At 69.1% G+C, this 25,156-nt stretch carries 12 protein-coding genes and 2 pseudogenes; 6 read left to right on the top strand and 8 right to left on the bottom strand.

The window, feature by feature from the left end; all coding sequences use genetic code 11:
- Nucleotides 1-353, top strand: a pseudogene (locus tag ACFQ4O_RS01670) (hypothetical protein); the annotation flags it as partial.
- A gap of 799 nt (nucleotides 354-1,152) precedes the next feature.
- On the opposite strand, the gene ACFQ4O_RS01665 reads toward ACFQ4O_RS01670, so the two are convergent.
- On the bottom strand, nucleotides 1,153-1,638 hold the full coding sequence (locus ACFQ4O_RS01665; protein ID WP_378773883.1) for a DUF2155 domain-containing protein: 486 nt from the start codon (nucleotides 1,636-1,638) through the stop codon (nucleotides 1,153-1,155).
- A gap of 88 nt (nucleotides 1,639-1,726) precedes the next feature.
- Nucleotides 1,727-2,149 (bottom strand): NADH:ubiquinone oxidoreductase subunit NDUFA12, encoded by a 423-nt coding sequence (locus ACFQ4O_RS01660; protein ID WP_378773882.1) that lies wholly within the window; start codon nucleotides 2,147-2,149, stop codon nucleotides 1,727-1,729.
- Between the two features lie 591 nt (nucleotides 2,150-2,740).
- On the opposite strand from ACFQ4O_RS01660, the gene ACFQ4O_RS01655 reads away from it, so the two are divergent.
- The 5 genes and pseudogenes from ACFQ4O_RS01655 (at nucleotide 2,741) to ACFQ4O_RS01635 (ending at nucleotide 15,395) form a co-directional block, all read left to right on the top strand.
- Nucleotides 2,741-6,448 carry a vitamin B12-dependent ribonucleotide reductase gene (locus tag ACFQ4O_RS01655; RefSeq protein ID WP_378773881.1) on the top strand — a complete coding sequence of 1,236 codons (3,708 nt, stop codon included), beginning with the start codon at nucleotides 2,741-2,743 and terminating at the stop codon, nucleotides 6,446-6,448.
- A 1,191-nt stretch (nucleotides 6,449-7,639) separates the two neighbouring features.
- Nucleotides 7,640-8,605, top strand: a pseudogene (locus tag ACFQ4O_RS01650) (serine hydroxymethyltransferase); the annotation flags it as partial.
- A 150-nt stretch (nucleotides 8,606-8,755) separates the two neighbouring features.
- A complete protein-coding gene (locus tag ACFQ4O_RS01645) occupies nucleotides 8,756-11,200 on the top strand; it encodes a condensation domain-containing protein (RefSeq protein ID WP_378773880.1) in 2,445 nt (814 codons plus the stop codon).
- A complete protein-coding gene (locus tag ACFQ4O_RS01640; RefSeq protein WP_378773879.1) occupies nucleotides 11,110-14,316 on the top strand; it encodes an AMP-binding protein in 3,207 nt (1,068 codons plus the stop codon). The genes ACFQ4O_RS01645 and ACFQ4O_RS01640 overlap by 91 nt, the downstream gene beginning before the upstream one ends.
- 44 nt (nucleotides 14,317-14,360) lie before the next feature.
- Complete coding sequence (locus ACFQ4O_RS01635) at nucleotides 14,361-15,395, top strand: LLM class flavin-dependent oxidoreductase (protein ID WP_378773878.1); 1,035 nt, start codon at nucleotides 14,361-14,363, stop codon at nucleotides 15,393-15,395.
- Nucleotides 15,396-15,447: 52 nt separating this feature from the next.
- On the opposite strand, the gene ACFQ4O_RS01630 is transcribed toward ACFQ4O_RS01635, so the two are convergent.
- The 6 genes from ACFQ4O_RS01630 to ACFQ4O_RS01605 all read right to left on the bottom strand — a co-directional run bounded on the left by ACFQ4O_RS01630 (nucleotide 15,448) and on the right by ACFQ4O_RS01605 (nucleotide 25,137).
- Nucleotides 15,448-16,872, bottom strand: a complete 1,425-nt coding sequence (locus ACFQ4O_RS01630; protein ID WP_378773877.1) for an aldehyde dehydrogenase family protein — start codon at nucleotides 16,870-16,872, stop codon at nucleotides 15,448-15,450.
- A gap of 23 nt (nucleotides 16,873-16,895) precedes the next feature.
- Nucleotides 16,896-18,227, bottom strand: coding sequence for an aminotransferase class III-fold pyridoxal phosphate-dependent enzyme (locus tag ACFQ4O_RS01625; protein WP_378773876.1), 1,332 nt, complete (start codon nucleotides 18,225-18,227; stop codon nucleotides 16,896-16,898).
- Nucleotides 18,224-19,003, bottom strand: coding sequence for a thioesterase II family protein (locus ACFQ4O_RS01620; RefSeq protein WP_378773875.1), 780 nt, complete (start codon nucleotides 19,001-19,003; stop codon nucleotides 18,224-18,226). The genes ACFQ4O_RS01625 and ACFQ4O_RS01620 overlap by 4 nt, the downstream gene beginning before the upstream one ends.
- A gap of 18 nt (nucleotides 19,004-19,021) precedes the next feature.
- Entirely contained in the window at nucleotides 19,022-20,197 is a 1,176-nt protein-coding gene (locus ACFQ4O_RS01615; protein WP_378773874.1) for an SDR family oxidoreductase, read from the bottom strand.
- Between the two features lie 207 nt (nucleotides 20,198-20,404).
- Nucleotides 20,405-23,926, bottom strand: a complete 3,522-nt coding sequence (locus ACFQ4O_RS01610; RefSeq protein WP_378773873.1) for an ABC transporter ATP-binding protein — start codon at nucleotides 23,924-23,926, stop codon at nucleotides 20,405-20,407.
- 41 nt (nucleotides 23,927-23,967) lie between these two features.
- Nucleotides 23,968-25,137, bottom strand: coding sequence for an MFS transporter (locus tag ACFQ4O_RS01605; RefSeq protein ID WP_378773885.1), 1,170 nt, complete (start codon nucleotides 25,135-25,137; stop codon nucleotides 23,968-23,970).
- Between the last annotated feature and the right edge of the window lie 19 nt (nucleotides 25,138-25,156).

Raw genomic sequence — 25,156 nt, 5'->3', positions numbered from 1 at the left:
CGGCCGCCGCCTCCGACGTGGCCGCCGACCAGCCGGACGTGGCGCTGGCGCCTGCGCCGGTGAACTCGCCCGAGCCTGTCGACGCCGCCGCGCCGGACGCGCCAGAGCCGGTCGCTGCGAACCTCGCCACGCCTGAGACCCCGGACGACGTTCCGGCCGCGGCGAACGCCGAGGTCGAGGCTGACGCGAAGGTTGAGGCTGAAGCGGACGTGGCGCCCGAGGCCGAGCCGGACGCCCCGGCGATCGCGGCCGACGACGAGCCGCGCCGCACGCCGGAGCTCGAAGCCGTCGCCGAAGACCCGGCCCGCCCCCGCCGCACCGGCTGGTGGAGCCGCCGGTCCGGCGAGGACTGACCCGGACCGCGCGTCCGGGTGCGGCTCACGCCCGATCGCTTCCAAACGAAAAACGCCCGGCTCAGCCGGGCGTTTTTGCATGGGGTGGATGGGTGGTCCGGAACGGTGAGGGTCTCTGGCAGCGCGGTGAACCACTCGCGCCCCGATCTTACTCGCCGGGCCGCCCTTTCCTTGTCCCGGCCTTGAGCCGGGACCCATTTCCGCCGACGCGTCCGGATCACACTCCACGCTCGCAGCTCAATTCTGCACGTGGAGACGTTTCTGGGTCCCGGCTCAAGGCCGGGACAAGAGGAGGGAGACGCCGATCAGGGCTCTTACGCGAATGCCGGGCGGCTTGCGCCCGCGCGGCGCGGCGGGGCCGCCGCGCCTCTATGAACGGCGAAGCGCGCACCTTTTGTCCCGGCCTTGAGCCGGGACCCATTTCCGCCGACGCTTCCGGATGACGCTCCACGCTCACAGCTCAATTCTGCATGCGGAGACGTTTCTGGGTCCCGGCTCAAGGCCGGGACAAGCGGAGGGAGACGCCGATCAGGGCTCGTCACGCAGATGCGCCGGCAGGTCGTGTCCGCGCGGCGCGCCGCGGCCGCCGCGCCTCCATGAACGGCGAAGCGCGAACCTCTTGTCCCGGCCTTGAGCCGGGACCCATTTCCGCCGACGCGTCCTGATAAAGCTCCACCCTCGCAGATCAATTCTGCTTACGGAGACGTTTCTGGGTCCCGGCTCAAGGCCGGGACAAGAAAGGGGCGGCCTCATAAGGACGTCGTCGACGGAGGCTCGGCGGGTCGAGGCGCCGCCCGCCTCACTCGCCGAGCGTCGGGCCCTGCGGGGCTTCGGGGCGGGCGCCGCCTTTGCAGTCGATCAGCCACACGTCGTAGATCGGGTGTTCGACGCTGGAGAGGCCGGGGCTCGAGGCGAACATCCAGCCGGAGAAGATCCGGCGCTGCTCGTTCTTCAGCGACAGCTCGTCCACGTCCACATAGGACGTGGTGTTGGGCTGCTCGGTGGGCGGGCGGGTGTAGCAGACGTGGGGCGTCACCCTCAGCGCGCCGAAGGCCACCGTCTTCTCGATCGGCACGTCGAACTCGGTGATGCGGCCGGTGATCTTGTCGAGGCCGTTGAACACCGCGACCGGATTTTCGATCCGGGGGGTCGGAGCCACCACCTCGCCCTGCCCCGCACGCGGCGCGGGCGCGACGCTGGTGCCGGGGTTCTGGGCGAAGGCCGCGACGGGCGCGAACAGAGCCGCCGCGAACGCGGCGACGGGCGGCAGACGGCGGGCGCGCACGATCGGACTGATTCCCCGGCTGATGGCGTGGAGCGCGACGAAACGCCTGAAATCCGGCCGTCTCAAGACGGAAACGGCCAGGGCGACGTCAGGCGCCCGGCGTCCAGGCTTCGTAATCGCCGGTCGCGGCGGGACGGCGCCGCTCGGGCGACAGCGCGGAGCCCTTGGGCCGATAGGCCGCGGCGGTGCCGGTGCCGTTGGCGCGGTGCGTCTTCTGCCACGCGCGGGGGGCGTAGGATTCGTCGACCGGCGGCGTGTCCACCGTGTGGTGCATCCAGCCGTGCCAGCCGGTCGGAATGGCCGAGGCCTCCGCATAGCCGGCGTAGACCACCCAGCGGCGCTCGGTCCCGAAGGCGGCGTTTTTCTCGGGGTCGTTCTTCATCCGGTAGTAGCGGTTGCCGAACTCGTCCTCGCCCACGAACTCGCCGCCGCGCGACAGGGCGAAGCGGGTGCCGACGGTCGCGCCGTTCCACCAGGTGAAGATGTCGGTCAGGACGCTGATCAGGGACATGAAACCGCGCGCGCTCCAGACAAGAGGACGTTCCGAGGTATGGCTTATCGGCGCGCCGCTTGTCCAGAGACACCGGGACGATACGGACGCGCCGGCGCCTGCAAAAGCGACGGTGGGCCAAGGACGGCGCGCGGAGCCTCCCGCCACACGACACAACATAATGGGTCTACGCCTGGCCGCGGAGGCTCATCCCCGCTGTTGTCCACATGGCCGCGCCAGCGCTCCGCACGGGCCGAACCCGTTCGTCCCGCACGCGTTTCCGGGCGCTCAGCCACCGCTCGTCAACCTTTCATTCACGACTCCCAGACACCATATCTAGTGTGGGCTCGACGGCTGGAGCGCCATACATAGTGTGAATAAGGATCGCGAGGCGCGAATCCCGGCTCGACCTCGGAGCGCGACTCGCGTTAGCTTTCCCCTCCGCCGAACGAGGGCCAAGAGGGCTCCTTCGGCGGACAAGATCAGTCCGACACCGGATGGCCCCCGCCTTCCGTTCGCATTCGCGCAAGCCCCCCTTGCGCGGAAACGCCCCCTTGCGCGTTGGCCCCCTGACGCCTTCCGCGCAGCAGACGCTCTGGAGCTTCGGGACCCATGCGGATCGAACGCCGTTACACCACCGCCGGCCGCTCTCCCTACGCGGACATCGCCTTCCGCAAGGCGACCAGCGAGATCCGCAATCCGGACGGCTCGGTGGTGTTCCGCGCCGCCGACATCGACGTGCCGGAGGCCTGGAGCCAGGTGGCGGTCGACATTCTGGCGCAGAAGTACTTCCGCAAGGCGGGCGTGCCGGCCAGGCTGAAGCCGGTGGAGGAGAACACCGTTCCGTCCTGGCTGTGGCGCTCGGTGCCCGATCAGGACGCGCTGGCGGTGGTCGCCGAGGGCGAGCGCTTCGGCGGCGAGCGCGACGCGCGGCAGGTGTTCGACCGGCTCGCCGGCGCCTGGACCTACTGGGGCTGGACCCATCGCTATTTCGACGGCGAGGAGGACGCGCGCGCCTTCTTCGACGAGCTCGCCTACATGCTCGCCACCCAGAAGGCGGCGCCGAACTCCCCCCAGTGGTTCAACACCGGCCTCCACTGGGCCTATGGCGTCGACGGCCCGAGCCAGGGCCATTTCTACGCCGACCACCGCACCGGCGAGGTCCGCGCCTCCGAGAGCGCCTATGAGCGGCCGCAGCCCCACGCCTGCTTCATCCAGGGCGTCTCGGACGATCTGGTGAACGACGGCGGCATCATGGACCTGTGGGTGCGCGAGGCGCGCCTGTTCAAATACGGCTCCGGCACCGGCTCCAACTTCAGCCAGCTTCGCGGCGAAGGCGAGCGGCTGTCGGGCGGCGGGCGCTCGTCCGGCCTGATGTCCTTCCTGAAGATTGGCGACCGCGCCGCCGGCGCCATCAAGTCCGGCGGCACCACCCGCCGCGCCGCCAAGATGGTGGTGGTGGACGCCGACCATCCCGACATCGAGGCCTACGTCTCCTGGAAGGTGAAGGAGGAGCAGAAGGTGGCGGCGCTCGTCACCGGCTCCCGCGTGGTCAAGAAGCACCTCGCCGCCATCCTGAAGGCCTGCGTCAACTGCGAGGGCCCGGACGGCGACTGCTCCAACCCGGAGAAGAACCCCGCGCTGAAGCGCGAGGTGAAGCTCGCCCGCAAGGCGCAGGTGGCCGACAGCCTGATCAAGCGCGTGCTGCAGCAGGCGGCGCAGGGCGTGACGGAGCTCGACTTCGACACCTACACCACCGACTGGGACGGCGAGGCCTATCTCACCGTCGCCGGCCAGAACTCCAACAACTCGGTGCGGGTGACGGACGACTTCCTGCGCGCGGTGGAGCAGGACGGCGACTGGAGCCTGTTCGGCCGCACCACCGGCAAGGTGACGAAGACGCTGAAGGCGCGCGGGCTGTGGGACCAGATCTCCTACGCCGCCTGGGCCTGCGCCGATCCCGGCATCCAGTTCCACTCCACCATCAACGACTGGCACACCTGCCCGGCGTCGGGGCCGATCCGCGCCTCGAACCCGTGCTCGGAGTACATGTTCCTCGACGACACGGCCTGCAATCTGGCGTCGCTGAACCTGCTGCAGTTCCGCCGGGCCGACAAAAGCTTCGACGTGGAGGCCTACGCCCACGCCTGCCGGCTGTGGACCGTGGTGCTCGAAATTTCGGTGCTGATGGCGCAGTTCCCCTCGCGCCAGATCGCGGCGCTGAGCTGGCGCTACCGCACGCTCGGCCTCGGCTACGCCAACATCGGCGGCCTGCTGATGTCGTCCGGAATCGCCTATGACTCGGAATCCGCCCGCGGGCTCTGCGCCGCGCTGTCGGCGCTGATGACCGGCGTCGCCTACGCCACCTCCGCCGAGATGGCGGGCGAACTCGGCGCCTTCGAGGGCTACCCCGAGAACCGCGACCACATGCTGCGCGTGATCCGCAACCACGCCCGCGCCGCCCGCGGCGAGGCGGCGGGCTATGAGGACCTCGCCACCCTGCCCGTGCCGCTCGACGCCGCCTCCTGCCCGGACCGCGCCGTGGTGGCCGCGGCCCAGGCCGCCTGGGAGCAGGCGCTGACGCTCGGCGAGGCCAACGGCTTCCGCAACGCCCAGGTCTCGGTGATCGCGCCGACCGGCACCATCGGCCTGGTGATGGACTGCGACACCACCGGCATCGAGCCCGACTTCGCGCTGGTGAAGTTCAAGAAGCTCGCTGGTGGCGGCTATTTCAAGATCATCAACCGCGCCGTGCCCGAGGCCCTGCGGGCGCTGGGCTACGCCGAGCACCAGATCGCCGAGATCGAGGCCTACGCGGTCGGCCACGGCTCGCTCGCCCAGGCGCCGGCGATCAACCCGGCCACGCTCTCCGCCAAGGGCTTCCCGACCGAGGCCATCAAGGCGTTGGAGGCGGCCGCCAAGTCCGCCTTCGACGTGAAGTTCATCTTCAACAAGTGGACGCTCGGCGAGGCGCTGCTCACCGGCCCGCTGAAGGTGCCGGCCGAGAAGCTGAACGACCCGGCCTTTGACCTGCTCGCCCATCTCGGCTTCTCGAAGGCCGACGTGGAGGCCGCCAACACCCATGTCTGCGGCGCCATGACCGTGGAGGGCGCGCCGCATCTGAAGGCGGAGCACTATCCGGTGTTCGACTGCGCCAACCCCTGCGGCCGCACCGGCAAGCGCTTCCTGTCGGTGGAGAGCCACATCCGCATGATGGCGGCGGCGCAGCCCTTCATCTCGGGCGCGATCTCCAAGACCATCAACATGCCGAACGACGCCTCGGTGGAGGACTGCTCCGCGGCCTACATGCTGTCGTGGAAGCTGGCGCTGAAGGCCAACGCGCTCTACCGCGACGGCTCCAAGCTCAGCCAGCCGCTCAGCGCGCAGCTGATCTCGGACGAGGACGAGGAAGAGGACGCCATCGAGCAGCTGGTCGCCTCCCCCGCCGCCGCCCGCACCGCCCAGGTGATCGAGAAGATCGTGGAGCGGGTGCAGGTGATCCGCGAGCGCGAGAAGCTGCCGGGCCGCCGCAAGGGCTACACCCAGAAAGCCATCGTCGGCGGCCACAAGGTCTATCTGCGCACCGGCGAGTATGACGACGGCCGCATCGGCGAGATCTTCATCGACATGCACAAGGAAGGCGCGGCCTTCCGCTCGGTGATGAACAACTTCGCCATCGCGGTGTCGCTCGGCCTTCAATACGGCGTGCCGCTCGAGGAGTATGTGGAGGCCTTCACCTTCACCCGCTTCGAACCGGCCGGCTTCGTGCAGGGCAACGACACCATCAAGAACGCGACCTCGATCCTCGACTACGTGTTCCGCGAGCTCGCGATCTCCTACCTGTCGCGCTACGACCTCGCCCATGTGGACCCGTCCGAGATCGCGCCCGACGCGATCGGCTCCGGCGTGAACCAGGACAAGGCGCCGACCCCGGCGCCGGTGTCCAAGGGGCTGCTGCGCGGCCGCCAGCTGTCGGCGGTGCCGAACGTGGGCGGCACGCCGGAGCCCAAGGGCTCGTCCTCGAACGTGACCGCGATCGGCGGCGTCCGCCCCGCGACCACCGCGCTCGCCACCCAGGGCGCGACGGCGTTTAAGCGCGAGCTTTCGCCCGCGCCGGAGCCGGTCGCCGAACTCGCCCAGCTCGCCTGGGAGGCCCCGGCCCCCGCGCCTGCGGCCCGAACCGCCGAAGCCCGCCGCGCGGAAGCGCGGCTCAAGGGCTACGAGGGCGAAAACTGCTCCGAATGCGGCAACTTCACCATGGTCCGCAACGGCACCTGCCTGAAATGCGACACCTGCGGCTCAACCAGCGGCTGCAGCTGAGCGGCGTGGCGGCTGGAGGAAGACCCAAAGTTGGGAATTCCGACCCAAAATTGAAAACAAAACGCCCGCCCGACATCATCGTCGGGCGGGCGTTTTTCGGAGCGCCGTCGGGCCTTCGGACTGGATAGCCAGAGCGCATTGCCTTCAGGAGGGCGATGGTGAAGTCGCTGGGCATCAACCTCGTGAAGGGGGTCGTGCATCGCGGCTCGACGAGCGATGCGCTTCCGGCGCGCGCCATAATCAAGGAGATGACGACGAACTACAAAGTCGTCGACGCCTTGATCACACAAGGCGTTCTGCCCTGGGAAACGCCAAGATTCCAGCCGTCCCGGACGGGCCGCGCCTCGATTGCGTCAAGCACGGCATGCATCGCCCGGCCGGCCGGAATGCGACAGGAGAACCAATCCAATTTGGCGAAACCAGCGTCAAACGGAGCGCCTCGAGCGGGCCACGTCGAATTGGAACCGACCTGCGTATCTTCATGTGGGCCCGCGGCGTGCGAACGGCCGCATCATGAGGCCGGACACACGAAAGCACCCGGCCACACCCCTACCCCCCCCCCCGAGCGCTTGCATCAAAAAGGGCGTCCACACACGATTAACGGGCACGCTCCCCTGCGATCCTTCGATCGCCGGGAAGTCAGCGACACTGACCCGGGTCGCCCGGCTCAACCATCGTCGCCTGCCCCCCCCCCTCGGTGACATCCTGAGCCAGCCGACTTTCGCAGCCTGGCTCAAATCAAGCGGCGGCCGGCGCACCCTGCACGGTTCTATCTGTCTTGGGCCTCCTCGATTCCCAATGTTCGTTTGATCACGCAAAAGCTTTATCGCGTGGCGCGAAAGCTGCCCCCATAGGCCCGCTCGCGATTTCGGTGGCATCAATCCGCCGTGTCGAGCGGCCTTCCCGCGCCGACGCTCCAACAGCCAGAACCGGCCGCCTTCCGGCGCCGAAGCTAGTGAGGAGTAGGACAGCGCTATGCGGCAGCCGAAGCTCGTCCTGACGGCGCCGGGATGTGGCGAAGCCACAAATCGCGGAGAGTCCGCGAACGCGCAACGCCCAGTCCGGCTCCCGCAATAGCTGAACGGCGCGCCCCAAGAATTGCGTCAGCACGCACGACGTATTGTTGGAATATTCATGACCACCTCAACCCATGCCCTCCCGTAATCGGGCGACATTACAGGAAGCTTGGCCGTGTGCGATGAAACGAGAGAATACTTTAGAGCATCGGTCCGAGAGCGTGACCCTCTTATCGCCGAGGCGCTCGATAACGAGCGCAAGCGACAGCAGGATCAAATCGAACTCATCGCCTCTGAGAACATCGTGAGCCGCGCTGTCCGCGATGCGCTTGGACATGAAATTACAAACAAGACACTCGAAGGATATCCGGGAAACCGCTTCCATGGCGGCGGCGCATTCGTCGACATCGCAGAGCAAGCCGCAATCGATCGAGCTAAAAAATTATTTAACTGTGCTTATGCCAATGTTCAGCCGCACTCCGGAACTCAAGCGAATCTTGCTGTTTTCTTCTTGCTTTTGAAGCCCGGCGACAAGATCCTCTCCCTGGGCCTGGCTGCGGGAGGTCACCTTTCCCATGGAATGAAGGCCAATCTATCGGGACGATGGTTCGAGGCGCACAACTATAACGTCGATCTGCAAAACGAGATCATCGACTATGCCGCGCTGGAAAAAGCCGCAGAGAAGGTTCGCCCGAAGCTGCTCATTACCGGAGGATCGGCCTATCCGCGAGAGCTCGACTTCCAGCGTATGGCCCGGATCGCCAAAAAGGTCGGAGCCTGGTTCCTGGTCGACATGGCCCATATCGCAGGCCTCGTCGCCGGTGGCGTGCATCCGTCTCCCTTCCCGCACGCCGATGTCGTGACCTGCACGACGACGAAGACCCTTCGTGGTCCACGTGGCGGGCTGATCCTTACGAACAACGAAGACTGGTTCAAGACGCTTCAGGCAGCGGTCTTTCCGGGGGTTCAGGGATCACTCCACAGCAACGTGCTCGCCGCCAAAGCGATTTGTCTCGGGGAAGCGCTCCGACCCGACTTCAAGATCTACGCCCGTCAGGTCGTGTCAAACGCTCGGGCGCTGGCGGATGCGCTGATGTCACGTGGCGTTCGTATCGTGTCCGGCGGGACGGACACGCATATCGCGTGACACGAAAGCGGCCTCGATAGGCCCGCGTGCGGTTTCGGTGGCATCAATCCGCCATGTCGGGCGGACCTCCCCGCCTTCGACGCTCCGACAGCCCGAACCGGCCGCCCTCCGGCGCCGAAGCCAGTGGTGAGTAGGACTGTAGTCATGCGGCGGCCTTACGGCATCGACCTGCTGATCGAAAAACTGCGTGAGCGGGGCGTCGCCCTTGCGATCGACGGCGAGCGGCTGAAGGTCCGGGCCGCGAACGGCGCGCTCACCGACGACCTCCGCGCTGACCTGCGCGCTCGCAAGTCCGAGATCGTGGCGCATCTCGCAAGCGAGGCCGCGGGATGCTCAGCCGACCTGTCGCCGTGGCAGCAAAGCTTCTGGACCATGCACCTGCGCGCCGACGCAGACCTCGCCACATTGCATGCGAACCTCGTCCTGAAGGTCAGCGGCCCGCTTGAACCGGACCGCCTTGCCGCGTCGCTGCGCGGCCTCGCCGCGCGGCATGACGCTTTGCGCCTTCGCATCTCCTGCGCCGGCGAGCAGAAGGTCTCCGGCTCGGGGCCGGAACTCGAACGCGATTTGCGCGGCGACCACCTCACCGACGCGGAGCTCGACGCGGCGGCCGAAAACGCCGCGCGCGAGATGGTCGCGCGGCGCTTCGACCTCGCCGCGGAGCCGCCCTTCCGCTTTCTGCTCCTCACCGCCGGCCCGCAGCGGGCGCGGCTGATCGCGGTCGCCCATCACGTCGCCGTCGACGGCTGGTCGTTCGGCGTGCTTCTGCGCGATCTGTTCAGGCTTTACGATGGAGCGACGCTCCCGGCGCCCGCTTTGCCATATCTTGCGGGCATTCGCCGGCTCACGACGGCCGCCCGATCGTTTGAAGGACGTCGCGCCGTGCGCCGGGAGGCCGCCAGGGTGGCGCGCCTTCCCCTCTGCCAACAGCTTCCGGCGGACTGGCGGCGCGGCGAGATCGAGGACGCGCCACATGGCGAGGCCCGGTTCGACATCTCGGCGACGAGCGCTCGTGCTCTCTCCGCCGCGGCGCGCGCCGCCGGGGGCGGCCTATACCTTGCGTTGCTCGCATGCCTGCAGTCGGTCCACCGGCGGCTGACCGCCCAGCCCCGGCTGGTCGCCATGACGCCGGTCGCCAACCGCGCCTTCGCGCCGGAGGCCGAGGATCTCGTCGGCTGCTTCGCCAATGGCGTGATCGTCGCGCCGCGTATCGACGGCGGCGCGACGCTGTCCGAGGCCCTGGTCTCGATCCGCGCCGACACGCTCGCGCGCCTCGACGAGCAGTCCGTCCCCTATGATGAGGTGATCGCGGCCGCGGGACAGCCGCGCGTTCCCGGCGCCTATCCGGGAGCGCAGATCTTTTTCGCCCTTCAGGACGCAGGCGCTCTGCCGACGTCGTCGACTCTTAGGGTCGAACTCGGATCGATCCCCACCTCGCTCGGGCGACAGGACCTGTTGATCGAGCTGCGCCACGCTCCGGACGGGGGGCTGTCGGTCCGGGTCAATTTCGACGGACGCCTGTTCCGGCAGGCGACGGCCGAGGCCTACGCGGAGTTCCTGCGCCGGACGATCGAGGCGGCCGCCATGGATCCCGCCGCTCCGCTCGGCGAGGCCCCCACCCGCCAAGCGGACGTCGCGGTCTCGGGCGAAGGCCGCCGCGAGGCCGCGAAGCGCGCCGTGACGATGCTCGGTCTTGCCGCTGGCTCCAGAGTGGGCGTCGCCGTCGCCGACAGCTCTTCTGAGATCGAGGACCTCGTCGCGGCCTTCGAGAACGCCAGCGTCACGGTTGTCCGCCTCGAACGAGCGAACGACGCGTCGGTCGACCTCGTCATCGCCGCCCGTCCAGAGGCGCTGAGAGGGGCGACCTGCCCGACCCTGCTCCACAACCATATGGCGCGCGGCGCGCGCGCCATCGTCGGCACGTCCGCCATGGGATTGCTCGCGCTGGTGGAGCCCACGGACGAGGCTTTCGCACCGGTCCGCGCCCTGCGCGACGACCTCTCGGTCGTCGCAGCCAGCGGCGAAGAGCTGCTTCCCGACCTTCCCGGCAAGCTCTCGGTCGGCGGCGGCTCGCCGCTCGGCCCCTGGGCCCGACGCGATGGAAACGGCCTCATTTCTCTGAGAGTCGACCCGCAGGGCGCCGACGCGCTGTGGATCAACGGGCGTCTCGTTGATCTCGACCGCGCCGCAGCCGAGATCATGGCGCGGACGAATGTCGCCGACGCCGCGCTCGTGGCGCGCGAACATGCATCGGGGACCGAACTCGTGGCCTGGGTCGAACCCAACGGCTCTCCCGCTTCCGCCGCGACCGAGGCGGCGGTGCGGACGTCGCTCGCAGGCCACGCCACGCCGGACCATGTCGCCCGCGCAGCCGGCCTTCCGCGCGACGTCGACGGGCCGGCGCGCCGGCGACGCTCGACGGCGGACCGCTTCCCGAAGCTTTTCCGAGTGGGGGATGGAGTCCGACGGACTGGCTCGTCGACGCCGGCGCTCCTCGGGTGCTGCGGACGCTGGAGGCTGACGGCCGCGAGACGGCGACCCCGCACCACGAGGTGCTGGACGAGGCTCTGCGCTTCGCCGCCGGGCTGAGGCGGGCGGGTCTCGGAGCGGGCGACGTCGCGATCCTCGCGACGACCGACGTGCGCCAGTTCCTGGTCGCGTTCTTCGGCATGACGACGGCCGGCGTCGCGGCCGCGCCGACCGGCGCGCCGCGACTGTGGACGCGCGAGGATCCGGTCGCCGCGCGTCTCGCGCATATCGCGCGGCTGAGCGGGGCCCGCGCGGTCCTCCTCGACTCGCCCGGTCTGGGGGAGGATCTTCTGCCGCCAGGCCTCGTCCGCCTCTCCTTCGAGGCCTCCGGCGGCGACGGCCTCGCCCGGAAGGACGTCCACCGCTGGAGCGCAGACGACACGGCTCTGTTCGCCTGCACGTCGGGCTCGACGGGGGCCCCGAAGGGCGTGCCCCTGTCGGCGAGAAACCTCTGGACCACGCCCGTGGCGCTTGGTCCGGCGCTCGGGCTCGCGGCGGGCGAGGTCGCCGTCAACCTCACCGGCCTCGACCATGTGGCGTCGCTGATCGGGTTCTGCGGGGCCGCCCTCAACGCGGGAGCATCGCTCGGCGTGATCTCCGTCGCCCGCTTCCTGGCGGAGCCGCAGGACGCACTGAAGAGGTTCGAGGACTGGGGCGCGACGGTGTCCTGGGCGCCGGACTTCGCGTGGGGGCTCGTGGCCGACCAGTTGTCCCGGCCGAGCTCCGGAGTGCTCGACCTGTCGTCCTTCCGCGCCCTGTTCTCGGGCGGGGAGTGTCCGCTGGAGGCCACGTTCGCCCGGCTCCGCCCGGCTCTCGAACGCCACGGCGCGCACGGGGTCGAACTGCGCACGTCGTGGGGGATGGCCGAAACCACCTCCATGTTCACCTTCTCGCAGCCATGGGACGGGAACGAGAGCCATCTCCAGCGGTCCGGCGTGGTGGACAGCGGTTTCCCGCTTCCAGGCGCCAGGGCCCGCGTGGTGGACGAGGCCGGCGTTCCGGTCGCCCAAGGCGAGGTCGGACGCTTCGAAGTCGCCGGCTCCTCGGTGTTCCAGGGCTACCTGACCGACGGCGAAACGCCCGCCCCGACCGGTCCGGACGGCTGGTTCGCGACCGGCGATCTCGCGGCGATCGAACGCGGCCGCGTTATGATGCTCGGACGGGAAAAAGACGTTCTGGTTCTCGCCGGCCAGAACGTCGCCCAGGTTTCGATCGAAGATCTGGTCAACAGACTAGACGGCGTTGAGCCCAGCTTCACCGTGGCCGTCTCGGCCCGCGAGAGGCTCTCCGGCCGCTCGTCCCTCATTCTGTTCTTCGCACCGAAAGCCGAAGCGACGGCGCCTGATGATCTGGCGGCTGCGACCCGGCGCATCGCCGGCGCCGTCGGCGCCGCCTATGGCGTGCGGCCCGACGTCGTGCTGCCGCTCGACAAGGCCAGCATTCCGAAGACGGGCCTTGGCAAGCTCCAGCGGACCCTCCTGCGTGAGCGGTTCGTGCGCGGCGACTACGACCACGTGCTGAGACGCATGGACCTGCTGCTCGGCAACGACCGTACCGTGCCGGCGCGGCTTCACCTCCGCCGACGCGCCGTCCGGCGCATCGTTCGCCCCCTGTCTTCGTCCATGCGCCCGGTCATCCTCGTCGGCGAGCGGCGGCCGGCCGAGCGCCTCGCTTTGGCGATCGTCGAAGCGGGCGCGAAAGCGGTCCGCTGCGCGAGCATGGAGGAGGCCGTCGAGCGGCTGCGGCCGAACGGCGCCGTTCTCGTCGATCTCGCGGCGGCGGCCGCGTCGGACCCGCAGGAGCAGGCGCGTCGCGTCGAAGTCGCCCGCCGGGCGGCGCAGGCGGCGGCCGGGGCCCCGCTGCGCCTCGTCTGGCTGGATCGCATGGAAGACGCCGACGCAGGAGGAGCGCTGGCTGCGACCTTGCGCCACGAATTCACGAACGTTTCGACGCTCTCTCTGACCATTCCAGATGCGATCGACGATACCGCCACAGCGCGTCTCGCCGATGCGTTGCTGACGTCTCCGGGACAGCAGACGTCATGGGCCACGCTGCGTCCTGACGGCGCGATCGAGACCGATGTTCTGGAGCCGGCGCCGGCGGTGGACAGCGGCCTCTGGGCCGCGCCGCCGGACGACGCCCTGGTCCTCGTTCCGGGCGGCGCCGGCGTCGCGGGTCGAGTTCTGCTGCCGCAGCTTCTCGCCTGGACGTCCTGGCGCTTCCTGGTGCTCGGGCGGCGCCCCCGGTCCGAGATCGAAGCGGCGCTCGGCGAGATCACCTCCGCCACGGCCGACGCCCAGGGTCGTCTCGCCTATCGCCGGCTCGACGCCGGCGACGCGACGGCCATGGCGGCGTTGGCCGCCGAAGGACCCAGCCTCGCGATCAATCTCGCCGGCGCAGCCACCAGATCTCCGATCAGCGAGGTTTCGGCGGAGGTTCTGGCTCGGAGCGTCGAGGCCCGCCTGGCCGTGGCCCGAGGCCTCGACGCCGCGCTGAGGCCGGCGGGAGGCGCGGCCGTGCACGTGACGTCCGTTTACGCCGACTTCGGCCGGCGGGATTTCCTCGCCTACGGTCTCACCCACGCGGCCCACGGGCGCTGGATCGCCGAACGGCCGGCGGACGGCGCCCGGCATGTCGAACTGCGGTGCGGCCAGTGGCGCTCGCCGGACGGCGTCGACGAGCGGGCGACGCATATGGAGCGGCTGGGTTATGGATCAATCGACGGCGCCTCGGCCGCGGCCGCGGTCCTGCGCGCGCTGTTCGGAGGAGAAGCCGGGCTCGTGCTCGGTCTCGACCGGAACGGCTCGGAGATCCGCCCCCACGTCGCGGCCGGGTTCACCCCGCTGGACCGGGTGGTGCTTCGTCCCTCCGTGACTGTCTCCCCGGCGCTCCTACGGGCGATAGAAGACGGCGCAGCGGCCGAAGGGCTCGCCGACCTTTGGCGGGAGGTTCTGCCTGAGGGACCGCGCAGCCGCGGGGACGACTTCTTCGATCTTGGCGGTCATTCGCTCGCCGCCGCCCGGCTCGTGGCGCGCGTGCGGCGCGACTTCGACGTCGATCTCTCTGTCCGTTCGGTGTTCGAGACGCCGGCTCTCGCCGCGATGGCCGACCTGGTGGGGAGACTCGAGGTCGACGCCAGACGTCGGGCGGCGTCCATCGAAGAGTTCGTGCTCTGAATCAGAAATTTCCCGCAAGACATTGATTGTCATGGAGGAGAAGGATGCCTGTCGGCTATCGCGGTCGCCAGATCGAGATCCACACCATCAACACCCGCACCAGCGATCCGGAGGTTTACTGGCGCGATTTCAGCGCCTTGGTTCGCTTGACCGAGCAGTCCGGTTTCGATGGCATGCTGTGCTTCTCGGCGAACGAGACGCTCATCGACCCGTGGCTGGCCGCGCATTACCTGATCATGAACTCCCGGCGGCTGACGCCGATCGTGGCCGTGAACCCGATCTATATGCACCCCTACGCGGCGGCGAAAATGGTGTCTTCCTTCGCGTATATGCACGGGAGGCGAGCGGCGCTGAACCTCATCACGGGCACGGCCCAGCGCGACCGCGAGGTTCTTCACGACGCTATCGAGCATGATGATCGTTATGCGCGGCTGACCGAATACGCTGAGATCGTGCAGGCGCTGCTGACCCAGCCGCGGCTGACGGACTTTCGCGGCCGCCACTACGATCTCACTCAGGCGATCATCCTGCCTCAGCCGCCTGAGCCGTTGCGCCCGACCTTTTTGGTCGCGGGCCATTCGCCCGCCGCCGAGGCGACCGCGCAGGCCGTAGGCGCGGTGCGGCTGAGGATGCTGGCGCCGGAGCTCGAGGACGGGCTGCCGTCCGCCGCATCGGGGCTCGGCGCGCATTTCGGCGTGGTGGCGCGGGAGACCGAGGAGGAGGCCTGGGCCGCGGCCAGGCGTCGCTATCCGGACGCGCCCGAACTCGAGGGCATGCTGGAGTTCGTCATGGACGAGTCCGATTCCGCCTGGAAGCGGATCCTGTACGAGCGCGTGATCGCCCGGGGCGCAGCCCGGCCGGGCTACTGGCTGGAGCCTTTCGGGCAGCTCCGGGCGGACTGTCCCTATTTCGTTGGCTCCTACGAGGCGGCGGCGGCTTCGCTGGCCGCCCACGTGGAGCGAGGCGTCGACTGGTTCATCCTCGACCTGCCGCCCGAGGAGGATGAATTCGTCCACGCGGCCAAGGCGTTCGCGATGGCGTTCGAACGACTGGGGATTGACCGCGCCGAAGCCGCCTGAGCGGCGTCTTCCGGATGCGGCGCCCCGCATCCGGAAGACGGTCAAGAAAGGGTCAGGCGGTCGCGTCGGCGATGGCGAGATACGGCTCCATGAGGGTCTCCCAGCTCGGAGCCGGGCGCTGCAGCGGTTCCGACACCCACGTGTAGTTCAGGAAGCGCCGCCAGGTGACGTTCTCGTTGAGCGTGCTGCCGCCCCACGATCCGCATGAGATCGTCGAGGTGAACGGCATTCCGTTCCCGAAGCTGCCCGAATTGCCGAGCCCGGTCGACTGGTTCACCATCATCCGGCTGACCTCTGCGGCTTCCGCGAGCCTTTCGACATGGGAGGCGTTGGAGCTGTGTATGCCGCAGCTGTGGCCGCGGCCGGCGATGGCGGTCAGCCGGCGCACCAGCGCGACGGCCTCGTCGAAGCCGCCATATGTGGTGAACCCCATGATCGGCGAGAGCTTTTCGCCGCACATCGGGTCGCTCTCGGGGTCTGCGCCGATGTCGGCTGCGAGGGCGCGCGTGCCGTCGGGCGCCTCGACGCCGGCGAGTTTGGCGATGCGCGTCGCCGGCTGGCCGACCGCGCCGCGGAACAGCTTGCCGTCCGGCCAGACCGTGGCGCGGAGGCGCGCGCCTTCAGCCGCGTCGCAGAAGTGAACGCCGCGGGCGGTGAGTTCGGCGCGCATCAGGCCCGAAATCGCACGGGCGACGATGAGGGTGCTTTCGGCCGAGCAGGAGGTCCCGTTGTCGAAGGTCTTGCCCGCCACGATGGCGTCGGCCGCCTGGGTGAGGTCGGCCGTCTCGTCGATGATCACCACGGCGTTGCCGGGTCCGCCCGAATAGGTCGGCCGCCCGGCCGCGGAAGCGCGCCTGACGGTCGCCGCCCCTCCCGTCGCGATCACCATGTCGCATTGTTCCGCGAGCTCGACGGCGCGGCTTCTGGCCGGTTCGGTCAGAAACTGGACGAGGTCGACCGGGGCCCCGGCCGCTTTCAGGCCCTGCCGGATTACCTCGACAGCCGCCGCCCCGGCCGAACGGACGCCGGGATTGGCGCAGATAACCGCCGCGTTGCGGGTTTTCACAGCTGTCATCGCGTTGACCGTGATGGCCGCGATCGGAGCCGTCGCGGGCGTCAGCACGCCGATCACGCCGATCGGCTTCGCATAGCGGCGCAGACGCCGCTCAGGCTCAGCCTCGATCAGACCGAGCGTCTGAACGCCGTGAAAATCGGAGAGCGCGCCGTGGACGCGTCTGCCGAGCTGAACGAACGCATCCTCCGGCGAGCCGATGCCGGTCTGCGAATAGGCGCTGCCTGTGAGTTCGCGCGCGGTCTCCGGCCGGCAGATATGCCATGCGATCGCCGCGACGGCGGCGTCGACGCGTTTCTGCGGCCAGTCGGCGATCGTCCTTTGCGCCGCCCGGGCGCCGGAGATGAATTCCGAGACGGGCTTCGGCAGGACTGCGGAGCGTTCGACGGCGCGGATAGTGCCCATGTGTCGTCGCCTTCTGGCAAGCGTCAGAGAAATGTGTCGACGCGCGAGAGCACGTGATCCACGGCGTCCAGCGCGAGGTCGAGATCGTCCCGCGGGATGGTGAGCGGCGGCGCGACGAACAGCAGATCGCCCTTCGCGATCACGATCACACCGAGCGACAGCAGGCGCCGGAAGAGATCCTCCGCCAGCGTCGCCGTCTTCGGGCGGGCGCCGGCGAGGGGCGCCCGGCTCGCCCGGTCGGAGGTGAGCTCGATCGCGGCGAACAGGCCTTTTCCGCGCACGTCTCCGATCGACGGATGCGCAGCCTTCATGCGTCCGAGACGGTCCAGCGCGTAAGCGCCAAGTTCGGCCGAGCGCTCGACAAGGCTCTCGGCCTCATAGACGTCGAGATTTGCGAGCGCGGCGGCGCATGCCAGCGCATGGCCCTCGGTGGTGAGGCCGCCGACGAACGGTCGGTCGAGGAATGAATCGCGGAGGCGTTGGCTGAGCGCGACGACGCCGAGCGGGACGTAGCCGGAGGTGATCCCCTTGGCTGTGGTCAGGATATCGGGGACGAGTCCGTGGTCGTCGCATGCGAACCAGGCTCCGCTCCGGCCCCAGCCGCTCATGGTCTCGTCGGCGATCAGCAGCGCGCCGAAACGGTCGCAGAGCGCCCGCAGTCCGCGGAGGAAGGTCGACGACAGGACATAGAGGCCGCTGGTTCCGATGATCGGCTCAACGACCACGGCGGCGACGCGATCGGGACCCTCCTGCTGGAACGAGGCCTCGACGGCCGCGAGCGCCGCCTCGTCTTCCTGTTCGGGAGAAAGCTGGCCGAAGGGCGAGCGGAACTGCCCGGGGGTGTGGAAGCGCGCAACGCCCGGCGTCACGGGCTCCGCCATCAGACGCCGAGGATCGCCGGAGATCGAAGAGGCGCCGGCGGTCGCGCCATGATAGCTCTGCCAGGCCGAGAGGATCTTGGGACGTCCCGTCGCGGCGCGCGCGACCTTCAGCGCCGTCTCGATCGCGTCGGATCCGCCGTTGCAGAAGAAGATGTGGTCGAGATCGCCCGGAGTGCGCTCCGCCACGCGGCGCGAAAGCTCAAGGCGCGCCTCGGTCGCAAAATACGGGGCGACATAAGCGAGGCCGGCCGCCTGCCGCTGGATCGCCTCGCGCACCCGAGGATGACCGTATCCGATATTGACGTTGATCTGGCCCGAGCCGAGATCGACATAGCGTCGTCCTTGCCGGTCCCACAGGGCGGCGTTCTCGCCGCGCTCGAACTGCAAGGGCGCACGCTTGCTCTGCGGCCGCCAGCCGTAGACGACGTGAGGATCGTCGACGGCGCGCCATTCCGTGGGGCGCGAGGCGGTCATGCGCTGAGCCGCGCTGCGGCGCCCGTCGCTTCGAGCCGCGCTTCGGCTTCTGCGCAGACGACCGCGAGAACGTCGGCGGCGGCCTCGTTCAGGTAGAAGTGGCCGCCGGGAAACATGCGCACCGAGAAGTCGCTCGAGGTGACCGCGCCCCAGGCGCGCAGCCCCTCTTCCGTTGCGTCTTCGTCGCTGTCGCCGCACACCGTGAGCGTCGGCGCCGCGATGGGAGGCGTGATCGAAACGGGATTGGTCTCGATCAGCTTGAAGTCGTTCCGCACGATTGGCAGCACGATATCCATCAGTTCCTCATTCTCGACGATCTCCCGCTCCGTGCCGGCGAGGCGGATCATCTCCTGCCGAATTCCCTCGCGGCTTTTGAGATGGACCTGACGTGACGGGGCGACCTGCGGAGCTGGTCGTCCGCTCGGCGCGAACAACAGCGGCCGCACGCCCGCCGCCTCCAGCTCCCGGGCAACTTCGAGACCGATCGCAGATCCCATACTGTGGCCGAACAGCACCATCGGCAGATCGGCGTGCAGCGCGATCTGGGCTGCGGCCGCGCGGGCGATCTCGCCGATGTCGTCGACCAGAGGCTCGGCGATGCGCACGCCGTGACCGGGCATCTCCACCGGCCAGATCTCGACGTCGTCGGGAACGAGGCGGCCCCAGGGCCGGAAATAGCTGGCCGCGCCGCCCGCGAAGGCGAAGCAGAACAGCCGCCAGCGCGGCGCGGCGCGCAGCGTCCTGTGCGGGAACCAGAGCGGCGAGGATGAGGTCATGGCGGATCTTCCGAGGGGTCAGGCGTAGACGGGCTTGGGCACGAAGCCGCCGCGGATCAGGTATTCGACCGTCTTGCGCAGCACCTCGCGATCGGTGGACTTGAGGTCCATGCCGAGCGCGGCGAGGCGGGCTTTGGTGCGCACGCCGTCGACGGTGAACAGATGTCGGTGGTCTCGGCCGTCCGCGTTCGCCAGCGGCAGCAGACCGCCGAGACTATCGTCCGAAGGATCGGCCGCAGCGCGCGCCTTGAGCCGCTCGATCCACAGGGGAGGCTGAACGGTTTCGATCCGGTAGCCCAGCGAGCGGAGCACGTCCGCGACCGTCTCCCAGGACAATGGCTCGCCGCCGGTGATGTGGTGGACGACCGGCGCGGCTTCGGGATCGCGCGCGAGCGTCAGCATGGCCTCGACCACGCGGTCGACAGGCAGCAGGTCGAGCGGACGCGACGACCGGGGCGCGGCGCCGGAGGCGACCATGCCGCGCACCACGCGCCAAGCGATTTCGCCGGGATCGATGATGCCTTCGACGCTGTCGCCGCTGATCGGGGTCATCCGGTGAATCGTGACCGGGAGGCCGCGCCCGATGGCCCTCCGCATGACGGCGTCGGCCGCCCAGCGGCTCTTGCGATAGCCGTTTTCCAGCCCCTGGAAGGACGTGAGGTCCGTGTCTTCGTTGACGCGGAGCCCTTCCTGGTCGGCCATCGAGTGATCGATGATCGCGAAGCTTCCGACGGCGTGCATGGGCTTCGGCTTGCGATGGACGCAGAGCCGCAGCATCTCACGCACGCCGAGGACGTTGGCGGCCCGCAGCTTGCGATAGGGCTCCGTCATGTTGATGCGCGCGCCGGCATGGACGAGCACGTCGGCGCGGCGGGCCAGATCCTCCCAGTCGCCCGCCGACAGGCCGAGCTGGGGCTGATCGAGCGCGCCGGGGAGGATCTCGACGCGCTCGATCAGGTCGAGCCGTCCGAAGCCGAGCGCCGACCAGTCTTCGGCGAGGATCCGGCGGGACGAGGCAGCGTCCGAGCCGGCGCCCAGATAGATGACCTTGAGGTCGCGCTCCTGCAGAAGCCGCCGCAATATCCAGTGCGACAGCATTCCGCCGGGTCCGGAGTGGAACACGACCGCTTCGCCGGCCGGCCAGCGCGGCGTGACCGCGCCCGGCGGCGTCAGGACAACGTCCGCGATCGACACGTCCGCCTCGATCAGCGCGGCGTCGTCGGCTTCTCCGGTCGGGTCGCCATTCGCGATGACGTTGTCGACGTTGCGCGCGAGGCCGGCGAAGGACGGGTCCGCGAAAGCGGTTCGGAGCGGGAACTTGATGGCGAAGCTCTTGCCGATGGAGAAGGCGAAGCGCCTCGACGAGACCGTTGGACGCCTTCACGGCCGCGAGGCTGCCGGTCACGATGTTGCTCCCTGTCTTAGGCGGCGCAACCCGGCCGACTGTCCGTCCCCTGCCGCGCCCTGCGCGTTAGTGAGCGCCGCGTAAGCGGGACACGACCCCAGAAGTTCGTCATGCACGCCTCGGCCGACCACACGGCCCTTATCGAACACCACGATCTGGTCGGCGGCCGCGACGGAGCGCAGCCGATGCGCCACCACGATCACCGTCTTTCCGGCGCACACTGCGGCCAGCGCCTGACGGATCTCGTGCTCGGCGCCCGGATCGATCGAGGCGGTGGCTTCGTCGAGCAGGACGATCGGCGCGTCCTTGAGAATGGCGCGGGCGATGGCGATCCGCTGTCGCTCGCCCCCGGAAAGCAGCGCGCCGCCTTCGCCGACGCGGCTCTCGTAGCCATGTTCGAGCGCGGCGATGAAGTCGTGGCAGCGGGCGGCGCGCGCCGCCGCCTCCAGTTCGGCCTGCGTCGCCTCGGGCTTCGCCAGCCTGAGATTGCCCGCGATCGTGTCGTCAAACAGGAACGTGTCCTGGAACACGATCGAGAACAGGCCAGCGCGCGTCGCCGAAGACATCCGACGCAGGTCGACGCCGCCGATGCGGATCGCCCCCTCGTCGACGTCCCAGAACCGCGCGAGCAGATTGAGCGCGGTCGTCTTGCCCGAACCGGAGCCGCCGACGAAGGCGTGCAGCCGGCCAGCCGGCAGCAGAACGTCGAGCCCGGACAGCGCGCGGCGGTCGCCGTATGAGAAGCCGACGCCGGCGAACTCAATGTCGAGGTTCGTCGGGACCTTCGGCTGCGACGGCTCCGGCAGCGGAGGCAGGTCCATTATCTCGCCAATGCGGCGCATGCCGAGTTCGAGCTGCCGACGCTGGGAAACCAGTTCGAACGCGTCCGAGATCGGGCCGTAGAACACCAGTCCGACCACGAGGAACAGCAGAAGCGTCGGAAGCGCCAGCGAACCCGACGAGACCAGCAGGCCGCCCACGAGCAGGATGGCGCAGAAGCCGAGATCGAGCAGGGTCGATCCGGTCGCGACGGTGGGCGTCAGCCGCTTCAGGGTCGCCCGCGCCAGGTCGCGATGCCTGTCGAAGGCGTCGCTCAGCGCCTTGTGGCGCAACCCGCCCAGCCCAAGAGACCTGATGGTCGCTACGCCCTGCAGGTGGTCAATGGTGCGGCTGGCCAGCGTTTCCTTCGAAGCGTTCGTCTCCTGCACGACGCTCCGGAACACCCTGTCGCCCCACGCGACCGCCAGCACGAACAGCGGCAGCGTGGCGGCGGCCGCCAGAGCGAGGCGCCAGTCGATGGCCAGCATCACGACGAAGGCGAGCGTTGGGGCGACCAGCACGCGCATGACCTGCGCGGGCGGCTGCACGAAGCTCAGCTCCGTCGTGTTCTGAATCACGATATGCTCGAGCGCGCCGCTGTCGCGCGAGGTCAGGACGCCGAGTGGAATGCGGCGGAGGTGGCGCGCGAGCTTTCGCTGCAGGCTCGCGGCAGCGCGGCTCTGGACCTTCCAAAGCGTCCTGTTCGCGAGCACGTTCACTATCGCCTGCCCGACGAAGCAGCCGGCGACGATACCTGTGTAAAGCCACACCTTATCGGACGTCAGCGTTCCCGCGAACACGTCGCGAAGAGTCAGCACGGTCGCGACGACCGGGGCGCCGAGCATCAGTCCTTCCAGGAAGAGGAGCGGCAGCGCCTGACGCACCAGGGCGCCGCGCATCGGCCCCGCAAGCCTGAGGAAGAGCTTCAGCACGCCGGCGCCTGCGAATGGCGGCTCGGCCGGCTCCGGATCGCCCTGACGGGCCGCCGCGACGCCGACGGGCGTTGCGGTCGGAGCTGAGGCGGCGGCTCCCGGCAGTGACCAGCCTTCGCTCGCCTCATAGGCTTCGCACAGCCGGGCGTAAGGCGGGAACGAGCGGAGAAGCTCCAAGTGGCCGCCCCTGGCGGCGATCCGGCCTGCGTCGACATAGAGGATCTGATCGGCGCCGCGGATGGTGTCGAGCCGGTGGGCGATCGCGATGACCGTTCGCCCCTGAACGAGTTCCGACAGCGCCCTCAGCACCTGCGCCTCGTTGTCGGGATCGAGCGCGGAGGTGGCCTCGTCGAGCACGACGATCGGCGAATCGCGCAAAATCGCCCGGGCGATCGCGACGCGCTGTCTCTGGCCGCCAGACAGCCCCCGGCCGCCCTCGCCCACTCCGGCGTCGAGCCCACCGGGCAGCTCCTGAGCGAAGGGCGTCACCTGCGCTCTCCGGGCGGCGTCCTCGATCTCGGCGTCGGATGCCTCCGGCCGTCCGGATCGGATGTTGGCGCGGATCGTGTCGTTGAACAGCCAAGCGTCCTGAAGGACGAAACTCACGGTCTTCGCCAGCGTCTCGGGCGCGATGTCGCGAATGTCGACGCCGCCAATCGTCACCGCGCCCTCGTCCACGTCCCAGAACCGCGCGCCGAGACGCGCGATGGTGCTTTTTCCGGCTCCGGACGGACCGACGATCGCAGTGACGGCGCCGCGGCGCGCGACGAAATCCACCTTCTCGAGCGTGGCGTGCTCCCCATAACGGAACGACACGTCGTGAAAGGCGACGTCGTATCCGGACGGCGTCCTCGGCGTCTCCGCGCGCGAAAGCTCCGGCGCGTCGAGAACCGCAAAGATCTGCTTGCCGGCGGTCTGAAGGCGCCAGGCGAAGGCGCCGGCCGTCATCAGCAGCTTCTGCACCGGCGCGGTCATGCCAAGGCCGACAAGCAGAAACAGCACGAACGTCGGCGCGTCCGCCGCGCCGGAGAGATGCATGAAGCCGCCGACAGGGATCAGCACCAGAATGTTGGCCCGCAGGCCGACATAAAGCAGCGCGCCCGGGCCGAGAGCAGCCGTCGAAAGCCGGAGCGTCGCCTCCTCCAGCCTGTCGACGCCTTCTTCCAAGGCCTTCGCCGGCGCCTCGGCGTTCAGGAAGGCGCGAATGACCTTGATGCCCCGAATATACTGCAGCGTCGCATGCTTCAGGCTCGTCAGCGCCTCCATGTAGGTGGCGTTGAGCGCTTTGACGGCGATGAGGGTCAGCGGATACACGACAACCAGCGCGGGGAACATGGCGAAGGCCGCGCAGGCCAGCCGCCAATCCACGAACGCCAGCATCGCAGCCGACACGACGGGGACGGCGAGCGCCGAGGCGATGTCAGGCGCCGCGTGCGCGATCGCATCCTCAATCTGCTCGACGTCCTCATGGATCGTCTTCTTCAGCTCCGCCGTCGAGCGGCTGGTGACGAAGCCGAGCGGCAGCCGGTCGAGCTTCTCGACGAGCGCGACGCGCAACGCGTGCAGCACGTCATACGCCGCAATGTGCGAGACGTAGCTGGCGGCCGCCTGCAACGCTCCCTTCAGGGCGATGGCCGCGAAGGCCGCCGCCGTCCACCCGAACAAGGTCGGGGTCTCGAGCGCGTCCGCGGCGGCGAGCACCGCGATCTTGTAGACGATGAAGAAGGGCGCGAGCCCGAACGCCGTTCCAAGCACGGCGAGCGCCACGGACAGCGCAAGCGCGCCGCGGTGGGGGCGGATGAAGCGGTTCATGTCGCCTCGTTCGGTCTGAGCTGGGGACGGAAAGCGAGCGCGCACAGAACCGCGAGCGCCGCGGCGAGCGCGGATCCGGCGAAGATCGTGGGATAGCCGAGCGCGTCGCCAGCCTGTCCCGCGATGAGACCGCCGACGAGCCGGAAGGCGGCCTCGAGCGACGTCATCAGGCCGTAATCGGTCGCGGCGTGCTCGACGTCGGCGAAGCCCATGTAGAGCTGATAGGTCGCGACCATCAACGCGCCCGACAAAGCGCAGTCGAGGACGACCAGCCCGGCGACGCCAACCGGCGGCAGGGCGCCGGACAGCGCGAGCGCGGCGAGCGTCAGGCCCTTGAGAGCGTAAAGGCAGGCGATGGCGACGAAAGCTCCCTTCTGGCGGACCAGCCAGCCCGCCAGAAGGCTGGCCGGCAGGATCGATCCCAGGCCGAGCGTGCTGATGATCCAGCCGACCTCGGAGGCGGTGAAGCCGCGGTCGATCATGATGGCTGGCAACAGCGCGTCAGCGCCCGCCGCGCCTCCGGCCAGCACGATGAGCAGAAGGAGCCGTCCGAAACCGGGCCGGACGAACAGGCCCTTCCAGGCAGCCCACGCCCCGTCCCGCGCCTTGCGCGCGAAACTCCCGGCCGTCGTGGCCGGTTTCTCGAACCAGGTCGAGAAGGACAGGCCGGCGATGATCGCGGACACCACGGCGATCGCTCCGACCCAGCCGTAGCGATCGCCGAGCGTGAGGATCAGTCCGCCGCCGAAGACGCCGCCGAGCGTCACACCGGCCACCTGGGCGGCGTTGGCGAGCGCGCGCTCCTTCGTCGACGAATTCTCGATCAGCCACGCCGCCAGAACGACCTGCAACGTGGCGCCGACCGTCGCGCTCAACAGCGAGATCGCGATCAGCGGCCATTGCTGCGAGCCGGGCGGAAAGAAGGCGACGAGCAGGAACACCGCCGCCATCATGATCGGCAGCGCGCGCAGCCAAGCCACGCGAGAGTGGAAGGGCGCGGCCGCCGGATTGTCGAAGTAAGGCGCCCAGAGCCACTTGAGCGCCCAAGGGATCCAGATGACGTAGGCGAGGCTGACCGTGGCGAGCGAGGCGCCGCTGTCGCGCAGCATCGCGGGCACGCCCACGGTGAAGAAGTAGCCTGGCATGCCCTGCACGATGTTGAGCATGCCGACGGTGACGAGACGG

The sequence above is a fragment of the Methylopila musalis genome (assembly GCF_042679725.1).
Lineage (GTDB): Bacteria > Pseudomonadota > Alphaproteobacteria > Rhizobiales > Methylopilaceae > Methylopila > Methylopila musalis.
Note: the sequence above shows the minus strand (reverse complement) of the source record. Positions and strands in the feature narration are given on the sequence as shown.

What these genes read in the sequence shown, in the direction of transcription:
- ACFQ4O_RS01630 (WP_378773877.1), bottom strand. Translation starts at nt 16,872, where the DNA reads ATGGGCACTATCCGCGCCGTCGAACGCTCCGCAGTCCTGCCGAAGCCC.
- ACFQ4O_RS01605 (WP_378773885.1), bottom strand. Translation starts at nt 25,137, where the DNA reads ATGCTCAACATCGTGCAGGGCATGCCAGGCTACTTCTTCACCGTGGGC.
- ACFQ4O_RS01660 (WP_378773882.1), bottom strand. Translation starts at nt 2,149, where the DNA reads ATGTCCCTGATCAGCGTCCTGACCGACATCTTCACCTGGTGGAACGGC.
- ACFQ4O_RS01635 (WP_378773878.1), top strand. Translation starts at nt 14,361, where the DNA reads ATGCCTGTCGGCTATCGCGGTCGCCAGATCGAGATCCACACCATCAAC.
- ACFQ4O_RS01655 (WP_378773881.1), top strand. Translation starts at nt 2,741, where the DNA reads ATGCGGATCGAACGCCGTTACACCACCGCCGGCCGCTCTCCCTACGCG.
- ACFQ4O_RS01645 (WP_378773880.1), top strand. Translation starts at nt 8,756, where the DNA reads ATGCGGCGGCCTTACGGCATCGACCTGCTGATCGAAAAACTGCGTGAG.
- ACFQ4O_RS01620 (WP_378773875.1), bottom strand. Translation starts at nt 19,003, where the DNA reads ATGACCTCATCCTCGCCGCTCTGGTTCCCGCACAGGACGCTGCGCGCC.
- ACFQ4O_RS01625 (WP_378773876.1), bottom strand. Translation starts at nt 18,227, where the DNA reads ATGACCGCCTCGCGCCCCACGGAATGGCGCGCCGTCGACGATCCTCAC.